This window comes from Sphaerotilus sp. (assembly GCF_041083715.1).
Taxonomy (GTDB): Bacteria; Pseudomonadota; Gammaproteobacteria; order Burkholderiales; family Burkholderiaceae_C; genus Sphaerotilus.
Genome location: NZ_JBFPGY010000130.1, coordinates 1 through 10,721, shown reverse-complemented (window position 1 = coordinate 10,721; position 10,721 = coordinate 1). Strand labels below are relative to the sequence as shown.

Sequence of the window (10,721 nt, the reverse complement as noted above, 5' to 3'; positions counted from 1 at the left end):
CGCATGGTCGGCACGCCGATCAGCCAGGTCGAGCAGCTCCGCGCCGCCGGAGTCGACATCCCGAAGCTCGCCCGCGACGGTGTGACCATCTTCTTCACCCAGGTGTTCCGCGATGGCTTCTTCCACGCCGACATGCACCCGGGCAACATCATGGTGTCCACCGCGCCGGCCACCTTCGGGCGCTACATCGCGCTGGACTTCGGCATCGTCGGCACGCTGGATGCGCGCGACAAGGAATACCTGGCGCAGAACTTCATCGCCTTCTTCCGCCGCGACTACCGGCGCGTGGCCGAGCTGCACATCGAGTCTGGCTGGGTGCCGCCGGGCACGCGCGCGGATGAACTCGAAGGCGCCGTGCGTGCCGTCTGCGAGCCGCACTTCGACCGGCCGCTGAAGGACATCTCGCTCGGCCAGGTGCTGATGCGGCTGTTCCAGACCTCGCGCCGCTTCAATGTGGAGATCCAGCCCCAGCTCGTGCTGCTGCAGAAGACACTGCTCAATGTCGAGGGTCTCGGTCGCCAGCTCGACCCGGAGCTGGACCTCTGGAGCACCGCCAAGCCCTTCCTGGAACGCTGGATGAACGAGCAGATCGGCTGGCGCGCGCTGGTCAGCCAGCTCAAGAACGAGGCGCCGCGCTACGCGCACTTCCTGCCCGAGCTGCCGCGGCTGCTGCATGAAGCGCTGCTGGCGCGCACGGTGGCGGCCACGACCGCGGCCGGTCCGTCACGCGAGCTGGTGGAGGCGCTGCTGGTCGAGCAGCGCCGCACCAACCGGCTGCTGCAGGCCTTTGGCTGGGCGGCGGTCGGCTTCCTGCTCGGGGCCTTGGCCATCCAGGTGCTCCACCGCCTGGCTCCTCTATAATTCCTGTTTCGAATCAAGGGTTTAGCGATGCCGATCTACGCCTATCGTTGTTCCTCCTGCGGGCACGCGAAAGACGTGCTGCAGAAGATGTCCGACGCGGTCCTCACCACCTGCCCCGCCTGCGGTGCCGAATCGTTCTCCAAGCAGGTGACGGCTGCCGGATTCCAGCTCAAGGGCTCGGGCTGGTATCAGACAGATTTCCGCGGTGGCTCCGCCGCGCCGGCTGCCGCTGCAGGGGGGGCCGCACCCGCAGCCGCGCCTGCGGCTTCTCCGGACAGCGGCGGTGGTGCCGCCACCGCCGCGCCGTCGGCTCCCTGTGGCGGCTCCTGCGCCTGCCATTGAGGCATCTCCAGCGTGAAAAAATACATCATTGCCGGCCTTCTTGTCTGGCTGCCGCTGGCCATCACCATCTGGGTGCTGACGTGGGTGCTGGGCCTGCTCAACAGCGTGTTCCAGGCGCTGCTGGATGCGGCCACGGCCGTGCTGCCGGCCAGCGCCCACACGGTGCTGGAGACACTGTCGTCGATCCCCGGACTGGGTGTGCTGACGCTGCTGACGATGATGCTGCTGACGGGCATGTTCGTCGCCAACTTCGTCGGCCAGTGGTGGCTGCGGCAGTGGCACCGGCTGATGTCGAACATCCCCATCGTCAAGTCGATCTACACCTCGGTCAAGCAGGTCTCCGACACGCTGTTCTCCAGCAGCGGACAGGCGTTCCGCGAGGCCGTGCTGGTCGAATACCCGCGGCGTGACTGCTGGACCATCGCGTTCGTCACCGGCAAGCCCGCAGGCGAGGTGGCCGAGCGCATGGGCACGCCCGCGGACACCGAGTTCGTCAGCCTGTACGTGCCGACGACGCCGAATCCCACGTCCGGCTTCTTCCTGATGGCCCCGCGCTCCGATGTGCGGGCGCTGGAGATGAGCGTGGACGAGGCGCTCAAGTACATCATTTCCATGGGCGTGGTCGCGCCGCCGGTGCACGCCGCCCCGGCCGTCGCCGTTGCCGCGGCCCCCCACTGAATCCAAAGAAAGACACCACCGCCATGCGTACCTGCTATGCAGGCCAGGTCAGCGAAGCACTGACCGGCCAGATCGTCACCCTCATGGGCTGGGCCCACCGTCGCCGCGACCATGGTGGCGTGATCTTCATCGATCTGCGTGACCGCGAAGGCCTGGTGCAGATCGTCTGCGATCCGGACCGTGCCGACATGTTCAAGGTCGCCGAAGGCGTGCGCAACGAGTTCTGCCTGAAGGTGGTCGGCCTCGTGCGCGCCCGCCCGGCGGGCACCGAGAACGCCAACCTCGTCAGCGGCAAGGTCGAACTCCTGTGCCACGCACTCGACGTGCTGAACCCGAGCGTCACGCCGCCGTTCCAGATCGACGACGAGAACCTGTCCGAGACGACCCGCCTGACGCACCGCGTGCTCGACCTGCGCCGCCCGGCGATGCAGAAGAACATGATGCTGCGCTACCGCGTGGCGATGGAAGTGCGCAAGTACCTCGACGAGCAGGGCTTCGTGGACATCGAGACGCCGATGCTCACCAAGAGCACCCCGGAAGGTGCCCGCGACTACCTCGTGCCGAGCCGCGTCAACGACGGCCACTTCTTCGCGCTGCCGCAGTCGCCGCAGCTGTTCAAGCAGCTCCTGATGGTGGCCGGCTTCGACCGCTACTACCAGATCACCAAGTGCTTCCGCGACGAGGACCTGCGCGCCGACCGCCAGCCCGAATTCACGCAGATCGACATCGAGACCTCCTTCCTGACCGAAGAAGAGATCCGTTCGATGTTCGAAGGCATGATCCGCCACGTCTTCCGCAAGGCGCTGGGCGTTGAGCTGGGCGACTACCCGGTGATGGCCTACGCCGAGACGATGCACCGCTTCGGCTCCGACAAGCCCGACCTGCGCGTCAAGCTCGAATTCACCGAGCTGACCGACGTGATGGGCACGGTCGACTTCAAGGTCTTCTCGACCCCGGCGACCACCAAGGGCGGCCGGGTCGTGGCCCTGCGCGTGCCCGGTGGCGCGTCGATCAGCCGCGGCGAGATCGATGGCTACACCGAGTTCGTCAAGATCTACGGCGCCAAGGGGCTGGCGTGGATCAAGGTCAACGACATCACCAAGGGCCGCGAAGGTCTGCAGTCGCCGATCGTCAAGAACCTGCACGACCAGGCGATCAGCGACATCCTCGCCCGCACCGGTGCGCAGGATGGCGACCTGCTGTTCTTCGGTGCGGACAAGGCCAAGGTCGTCAACGACGCCATCGGTGCGCTGCGACTGAAGATCGGCCACAGCGAGTTTGCCAAGAAGACCGGCCTGTTCGAGGACCGCTGGGCGCCGCTGTGGGTCGTGGACTTCCCGATGTTCGAGCACGACGAGGACGAGAACCGCTGGAACGCGGTGCACCACCCGTTCACGGCGCCGAAGGATGGCCACGAGGACTACATGGACACGGACCCCGGCAAGTGCATTGCCAAGGCGTACGACATGGTGCTCAACGGCTGGGAACTGGGTGGTGGCTCGATCCGGATCCACCGTGCCGAGGTGCAGAGCAAGGTGTTCAGCGCGCTCAACATCGGCAAGGAGGACGCGCAGCTCAAGTTCGGCTTCCTGCTGGACGCGCTGCAGTACGGTGCGCCCCCGCACGGTGGCCTGGCCTTCGGTCTGGACCGCCTGGTCACGCTGATGACCAAGGCCGAGTCGATCCGTGACGTGATCGCCTTCCCGAAGACGCAGCGTGCGCAGTGCCTGTTGACGGGCGCGCCGTCGGTGGTCGAGGACAAGCAGCTGCGCGAGCTGCACATCCGGCTGCGCAACGCGCAGGTGGCGGCACAAGGCTGACCTTCGGGTTCCGGCATCCAGGCGCGGCGAGGTCCGCGCCTTTTTTCGTCCTGGTTGCCGCTATGCTTTGGGGATGATCACCCGTCTCCCGCCCAAGATCCCTGAATCCGTCCTCGTGGTGATCCACACGCCCGACCTGCAGGTGCTGCTGATCGAGCGCGCCGACAAGCCTGGCTACTGGCAGAGCGTCACCGGCTCGAAGGACATGCTCGAAGAGCCACTGCGCGAGACCGCCCGACGCGAGGTGGCCGAGGAAACCGGGATCCGAGTGGGTACGGCGCAGGTGCCGGACGAGGCGTTGCGCGACTGGGCGCTGCGCAACGTCTACGAGATCTACCCCGTCTGGCGCCACCGCTATGCCGAGGGCGTCACGCACAACACCGAGCATGTGTTCGGCCTGACCGTGCCGGCCGGCACGACCGTGACGCTGGCGCCGCGCGAGCACCTGCAGCATGTCTGGCTGCCCTGGCGCGAAGCGGCAGACCGCTGCTTCTCACCGAGCAACGCCGAGGCGATCCTGCATCTGCCACGGCACCTCCTGCCGCCCAGATCGGTGGCCCGATGACCCCGACGATGCCGATGACCCTGCCGGGGGGTCTGGCCGGCCCGCGGCTGCGCGTGGCGACCTACAACATCCACAAGGGCGTGCGCGGCGTCGGCCCGCGCCGGCGGCTGGAGATCCACAACCTGGGGCTGGGGGTGGAAGCGCTGGACGCGGACCTGGTCTTCCTGCAGGAGGTGCGCCTGTTCCACCATGGCGACGCGCGGCACTTCGACCGCACCTGGTTCGGCTGGCCCGAACAAGGCCAGGCCGATTTCCTCGCCCCGGACGGCTACAGCGCGGCCTACCGGACCAACGCCGTCACCCGCGACGGCGAGCACGGCAACGCGCTGCTGTCGCGCTGGCCGCTGGGCCATGTGGAGCACCACGACGTGTCGGACCACCGCTTCGAGCAGCGCGGGTTGCTGCACGTCAAGGTGTGCTGGCGGGGCGTCGACATCCACACCATCGTCGCGCATTTCGGCCTGATGCACGCCAGCCGGGTGCGCCAGGCACAGCGGCTGGGGGCCTACATCCGCAGCGAGATTCCGGCCGATGCGCCCGTGGTGGTCGCGGGCGATTTCAACGACTGGGGCGAGCGGCTGGATCCGATGTTCCAGCTCGCCGGACTGGTGCGGGCCCATCCGCCCGGTGCGCACGGTCGCACGCCGCGCACCTTCCCGTCGCGCATGCCGCTGCTGTCGCTGGACCGTGTCTACACCCGCGGGTTGCGCTGCCTGGACATGAACGTGCCGCGGGGGCCGGTGTGGGCGCGCATGTCCGACCACCTGCCGCTGCTGGTGGAGCTGGAGTTGACGTGAAGCCCGGCGATCCTGTTCCCATCGATCCGATCAGCATGTTCGATCCTGACCAGGACAACGAGCCGATGTCCTGGTACCTGGTGCCGCGGCCGGTGTTCCGCGGCGGCAACGAGGTCGAGCTGCTGCGTGGCGGAGACGCGCTGTTCCCGGCCATGATCAGCGCGATCCGCAATGCGCGCCACGAGATCTGGCTGGCCACCTACATCTTCCACGACGATGCGGCCGCGATGGCGGTGGCGGTGGCGCTGGAGCGGGCGGCGCGGCGCGGGGTGCGGGTCCGGGTGGTGATCGACGGCTTTGGGGCCCACGACGATCTGGCGGTGGTCGAGCCCCGCCTGCGCGCCGCGGGCATCGCGGTGACGGTGTTCCGCCCGCTGGAGCGCTGGACCCACTGGCTGCAACCCGGTCAGCTGCGGCGGCTGCACATGAAGCTGTGTGTGGTGGATGGCGCGGTTGGCTTCGTCGGCGGCATCAATGTCATCGACGACCACATCGACCTGCACCATGGCCACACCGAGCTGCCGCGGCTGGACTTCGCGGTGCGTGCCGTCGGTCCGGTGGTGCGGCCGATGGAGCAGGCGGTGCGGGCGATGTGGTCGCGCTCCTGGTTCGGCCGCGACTGGCAGCAGGAGATGCGCCTGCTGATGCACACCGAGCGTCCGGTGCAGCACCTGCGTGGCCTCCTGCGGCAGATGCGGCTGACCCGGCGCGGCCACCGTGTGGCACGGCTGGACGATGCCCAGCCGTCGGTGCAGGCCGCTTTCGTGGTGCGCGACAACCTGCGCCAGCGCCGCACCATCGAGCGCGCCTACATCGACGCCATCCGCTCGGCGCAGCAGCGCATCTGGCTGATCTGCCCGTATTTCTACCCCGGTCAGGAGTTCCGCCGCGCGCTGTGCAAGGCGGCGCGGCGCGGCGTGCAGGTGCGCCTGCTGATGCAGGGCAAGCCGGACTACCGCATTGCTGCGATGGCCGCGCGCGTGCTCTACGAGGAGTTGATGCGCCACGGCATCGAGATCTACGAGTACGTGCCAGCTTTCCTGCACGCCAAGGTGATGCTGGTCGACGACCACTGGGCCACGGTGGGCAGCTCCAACATCGACCCGATCTCGCTGCTGCTCAATCTGGAGGCGAACATGGTCGTGCGTGATGCGACCTTCGCGCAGGATCTGGCGGTGGAGATCGGTCGGGCGCTGGCGCAGTCCGAAGCGATCACCGCACAGCGGGTCAAGTCGCAGGGCTGGGCCGGACTGGCACCGCGCGTGCTGGTCGAGTGGGCGGCCTATGTGTACCTGCGCTTGGCGGGCGTGACGGGGCGCTACTGAACGACCGTGGGCGCAGCCACGCCCGCAGCGGCTGCTCGAACCACCGGAACGAGGCCCAGGACACCGCCACCAGCCCCCCGATCGCCGCCACGATGCCCAGCCAGTGCGGCCCGCCCAGCCGAGTGACGGCGTTGTGGATCGGGTGCACGATGAAGGGGTGGTAGAGGTACATGCCGTAGGAGATCTGGCCGATCAGCACCAGCGCCGGGGCGTTGAGCAGGGCAGCGGCGGGGCTCCGCCCTGTGGCCTCGATCAGCACCAGCGGCAGCAGCGCGCAGAGCAGCACCGTCTCCAGTGCGAAGCCGTAGAGCTGCTGGTCCGCCACGGCACCCGTGCCGCGCAGCAGGGACGTCGACAGCACCAGCCCCGCCACCAGCGCCGGCAGTAGCCAGCGCTGGCGGGCACACTGTTCGACATAACGCCGCCAGCGGGGGGTCTTCAGCAGCACGGCGAGCAGGCAGCCTGCGGCGAGCTGGTCCATGCGGGTCTCCAGCGCACGGTAGAGGTAGACCTCGCCGACCCCGAAACCGAAGATCAGCACCGCCTTGTAGAACCAGACCAGCGGAATCGACACCGCCAGCGCGACCCGTGGCGATTGGCCACGGTGCAGCAGTGCTGCCAGCAGGAAGGGCCAGACCAGGTAGAACTGCTCCTCCACTGCCAGCGACCAGCAGTGCGACAGGTAGTGCGACGCGGCACCGGTGAAGGCCTGGTAGTAGTTGGTGCCATAGAACACGGTGGACACCACCGCACCCCACGGAATCGGCTGCTGCCGCAGTGCCAGCAGTCCCATGCCGACCAGCAGATAGGCCAGGGACGCCGGCAGCAGCCGGGCGATGCGGCGCTGGTAGAAGGCGCCCAGCGCGATGTGGCCATGGCGCTCGTGTTCGTCGAGCAGCAGCCAGGTGATCAGGAAGCCGCTGATCACGAAGAACAGCTCCACCCCCACCGCGCCGTCGAAGACCATGACCGGCCCGATCCGGTCCATGCCCAGGTGGTTGACGATGACCAGCAGGACCGCGAGCGCGCGCAGCGCATCCAGCCCTGCCAGGCGTGGCTGCCGAAGCGCCGTGAGCAGCACGGGAGACCGCAGGCGCATCGGCGACGCCTCCCGAATCCACGGCCCGCGCAGCGGCGCGTCGACGACGGACTTCATGGCCTTCCCTGCGGCAGCGTTCATGTGATCAAGTAACTATTGGTTACATTGATTTTCGCTGAGGGATGGCGGGTTTTCCTGAAGGCGTGCTTGGCAGGTGGTCGGGCGCGTTGCGCCAGCGGGTCAGTCCAGAGGCCAGGGCAGCGTGGCTGGCAGCGCTGTTGGCGTGGTTGCTGCGGGGAGCGGGGCTGGTGCATGTGCGGACTGGAGGTCCCGCCACCACGGTGCGACCGTGTCGACCTGCACAGGCTCCACCGGCTCGCCGAGCCGTGGCATCAGCAGCCGCGCGCCATGGGCCGGCGCGAGTTGCAGCAGGGTCTCCGCCGGCTCGTCCCAGTCGTGGGTCGAGAGGCTGAATGTGCCCCAGTGCACCGGCAGGAAGGTGCCGCCGCCGAGCAGCGCATTCGCTTTCAGCGCATTCGCCGGTCCGAGGTGGATGTCCCCCCACGCCGGGTGGAAGGCGCCGACTTCCAGCATGACCAGGTCGAACGGACCCAGCCGTTGCCGGATCAGTGCGTACTCGGTGGTCAGCCCGGTGTCGCCGCTGAAGAACGCGGCATGCCGGGTGCCCCGCACGACCATCGAGGACCACAGCGTCGCGTTGCGGTCCTTCAGGCCACGGCCGGAGAAGTGCTGCGAGGGCGCGGCCGTGATGCACAGGTCCGTCCCGGGCACGGTGTGCGTCTCCCACCAGTCCAGCTCGGTGATGCGCGCTGGCGGGATGCCCCAGGCCTGCAGGTGTGCGCCCACGCCCAGCGAGGTGACGAAGGGCACGTTGCTGCGGGCCAGTGCACGGATGGTCGGGTAGTCGAGGTGGTCGTAGTGGTCGTGCGAGATCACCACGCAGTCCACGGCGGGCATCGCGTCCAGTGCCACCGGGACCGGCTGGAAGCGCTTCGGCCCCAGCAGGGTGGACGGCGAGGCGCGTGCCCCCCAGACCGGATCGGTCAGCACGCGCCAGCCGTCGATCTCGAGCAGCACCGTCGAGTGCCCGAGCCAGGTGGCACGCAGGCCGGAGTCCGGGCGGCGTGCCCACACGGTGTGCGGATTGAGCGTCGGCAGCGCCCGGCCCGGCGTGCGCCGCTCGCCGCCCCAGAGGAACTCGCGCACCGTCGGCATCGACGCGGCCGGATCGCGCAGACCCGGCTGGATCGGATGCTGGTTGCGAAAGCGGCCGTCATGCCAGCGCGGCGAGTCCTGCATGCGTTCAAGGCGTTCGCCTTCTGCCCGTCGACCCAGGGATTTCATGGAGATGCTTTCATCGGAAGGCCCGCAGGGCGTCAATGGGTTTCACTGGGCGTTCTGCAGCGCGCGGATGCGGTCCTCGATCGGCGGGTGGCTGGAGAACAGCGCCATCAGCCCGCTCGGGTGGCCCGAGATGCCCATCGCCGCCATGCTCTTGGGCAGCTCGCCCGGTTCGATGCCACCCAGGCGGGCCAGCGCATGCACCATCGGGCGGCGGTCGCCCATCAGCTGCGCGGCGCCCGCGTCGGCCCGGAACTCCCGCTGGCGCGAGAACCAGGCGACGATCACCGACGCCAGTACCCCGAGCAGCAGGTCCATCACCACGGTGGTGGCCATGTAGCCGAGGCCCGGGGCATCCTTGTCGTTCTTCAGGATCACCCGGTCGACGACGTAGCCGACCACGCGCGAGATGAAGACGACGAAGGTGTTGAGCACGCCCTGGATGAGCGTCATCGTCACCATGTCGCCGTTGGCGACGTGCGCGATCTCGTGGCCGATGACGGCCTCGACCTCCTCGCGGTTCATGCTGTTGAGCAGCCCGGTGGACACCGCCACCAGCGCCGAGTTCCTGAACGCGCCGGTCGCGAAGGCATTGGGTTCACCGTCGTAGACCGCCACCTCGGGCATGTCGAGGTCCGCCTGTTCGGCGAAGCGTGCGACGGTGTTGACCAGCCAGCGGTGCATCGGGTCGCCCGAGCCATTGATGACCTGCGCGCCCGTGCTCCACTTGGCCATGGGCTTGCTCATCAGCAGCGAGATGATCGCGCCGGTGAAGCCCATGAACAGCGAGAACAGCAGCAAGGTGCCGAGGTGCAGTCCCTGCGCATCGAGGTAGCGGTTGATGCCGAGCACGCTGGAGGCGATGCCCAGCACCAGCATCACGGCCAGGTTGGTGAGCAGGAACAGGACGATGCGTTTCATGGCGCGATTCCTTGTGGGTGGCGTTGCCTCGGGATGCCAGCGTATCTGAGGGTTCTTCACCAGTGCATCAAGGGGGTGTTCCTTCGGACAATGCACTTTTGTCGCGATGAAACCGGTTCCATCCATGCCCACCACTGCAATCCTGCCCGCTGCCACCCTGCCCGAGGTCGTCCGGGCCCGCGTGGCGGTGGCGCTGCTGTTCATCGCCAATGGCATGGGTTTCGCGAGCTGGGTGTCGCGCATCCCGGCGGTGCGCGGGCCGCTGGGGCTGAGCGAGGGTGAACTCGGGTCGGCCCTGCTGTGCATGGCGGTGGGTGGATTGTGCGCATTCGGCCCGACTGGCCACGGCGTGCAGCGCTGGGGTGCGCGGCGGGTGACGCTGTTCGTGTCGCTGGCCTATGGCGCCTTGCTGGTGCTGCCGACGCTGGCGCCGAATGGCTGGCTGCTCGGTCTGGCGCTGGCGCTGTTCGGTGCGGCCAACGGCGCGATGGATGTGGCGATGAATGCGCTGGCGGTCGAGGTGGAGCAGCGGGTGGGGCGGCCGATCATGTCGTCGCTGCACGGCTTGTGGAGTGCCGGCGGCCTGGCCGGCGCCTTGTTGGGCGGCTGGCTGGCGCACCAGGGCGTCTGGCCGGGCTGGCATCTGGCGGGCATCGGCCTGGCCGCGATCGGCGCCGTGCTGTGGGCGCGTGGCTGGCTGGGCGGGCACATCGGGGATGTGCACGAGGCCGAGGAAGAAGCTCCGCGCTGGGCCCGCCCCGAGGCCGCGCTGGCGGGGCTGGGCGCGATCATCTTCGCTGCGTTCCTGATCGAGGGTGCCATGGCCGACTGGAGTGCCGTCTACCTGAATGGCGCACTGGGCACCACGCAGGCCGAGGCCGCGCTGGGCTACAGCGTGTTCGCGATGGCGATGATGGCGATGCGCTTTGCCGGGGATCGGCTGGTGCTGCGCTGGGGTGCGGTGCCGCTGCTGCGGATGCTGAATGCGCTGGCGGTGGTCGCGCTGGTGGC

The 10,721-nt window shown here is 68.4% G+C and carries 11 protein-coding genes; 8 read left to right on the top strand and 3 right to left on the bottom strand.

The features are described 5' to 3' along the window. From AB3X43_RS06170 to clsB, 7 genes are all read left to right on the top strand, one after another. Positions 1-861, top strand: an 861-nt coding sequence (locus AB3X43_RS06170) for an AarF/UbiB family protein (RefSeq protein WP_369428989.1), incomplete at its 5' end; no start/stop codon positions are given. Positions 862-888: 27 nt separating this feature from the next. After that, positions 889-1,203 (top strand): FmdB family zinc ribbon protein, encoded by a 315-nt coding sequence (locus AB3X43_RS06165; RefSeq protein ID WP_369428988.1) that lies wholly within the window; start codon positions 889-891, stop codon positions 1,201-1,203. Between the two features lie 12 nt (positions 1,204-1,215). Beyond that, complete coding sequence (locus AB3X43_RS06160) at positions 1,216-1,881, top strand: DUF502 domain-containing protein (protein ID WP_369428987.1); 666 nt, start codon at positions 1,216-1,218, stop codon at positions 1,879-1,881. A gap of 23 nt (positions 1,882-1,904) precedes the next feature. Then, positions 1,905-3,701 carry an aspartate--tRNA ligase gene (aspS, locus tag AB3X43_RS06155; RefSeq protein ID WP_369428986.1) on the top strand — a complete coding sequence of 599 codons (1,797 nt, stop codon included), beginning with the start codon at positions 1,905-1,907 and terminating at the stop codon, positions 3,699-3,701. 73 nt (positions 3,702-3,774) lie between these two features. After that, positions 3,775-4,266, top strand: coding sequence for a dihydroneopterin triphosphate diphosphatase (nudB, locus tag AB3X43_RS06150; RefSeq protein ID WP_369428985.1), 492 nt, complete (start codon positions 3,775-3,777; stop codon positions 4,264-4,266). After that, a complete protein-coding gene (locus AB3X43_RS06145) occupies positions 4,263-5,063 on the top strand; it encodes an endonuclease/exonuclease/phosphatase family protein (protein ID WP_369428984.1) in 801 nt (266 codons plus the stop codon). Before nudB ends, AB3X43_RS06145 begins: the two co-directional genes overlap by 4 nt. Before the next feature lie 35 nt (positions 5,064-5,098). Further along, positions 5,099-6,388, top strand: a complete 1,290-nt coding sequence (clsB, locus tag AB3X43_RS06140) for a cardiolipin synthase ClsB (protein ID WP_369428983.1) — start codon at positions 5,099-5,101, stop codon at positions 6,386-6,388. Here clsB and AB3X43_RS06135 read toward each other — a convergent pair. The 3 genes from AB3X43_RS06135 to htpX form a co-directional block, all read right to left on the bottom strand. Further along, entirely contained in the window at positions 6,291-7,544 is a 1,254-nt protein-coding gene (locus tag AB3X43_RS06135; RefSeq protein ID WP_369428982.1) for an acyltransferase family protein, read from the bottom strand. The genes clsB and AB3X43_RS06135 overlap by 98 nt on opposite strands. 123 nt (positions 7,545-7,667) lie before the next feature. Next, positions 7,668-8,792: an MBL fold metallo-hydrolase gene (locus AB3X43_RS06130; protein WP_369428981.1), complete on the bottom strand. Its 1,125-nt coding sequence runs from the start codon at positions 8,790-8,792 to the stop codon at positions 7,668-7,670. A gap of 42 nt (positions 8,793-8,834) precedes the next feature. After that, complete coding sequence (gene htpX, locus AB3X43_RS06125; RefSeq protein WP_369428980.1) at positions 8,835-9,710, bottom strand: protease HtpX; 876 nt, start codon at positions 9,708-9,710, stop codon at positions 8,835-8,837. A 124-nt stretch (positions 9,711-9,834) separates the two neighbouring features. Here htpX and AB3X43_RS06120 point away from each other — a divergent pair. Continuing rightward, positions 9,835-10,721: MFS transporter (locus tag AB3X43_RS06120; RefSeq protein WP_369428979.1), on the top strand; the 887-nt coding region annotated here is incomplete at its 3' end.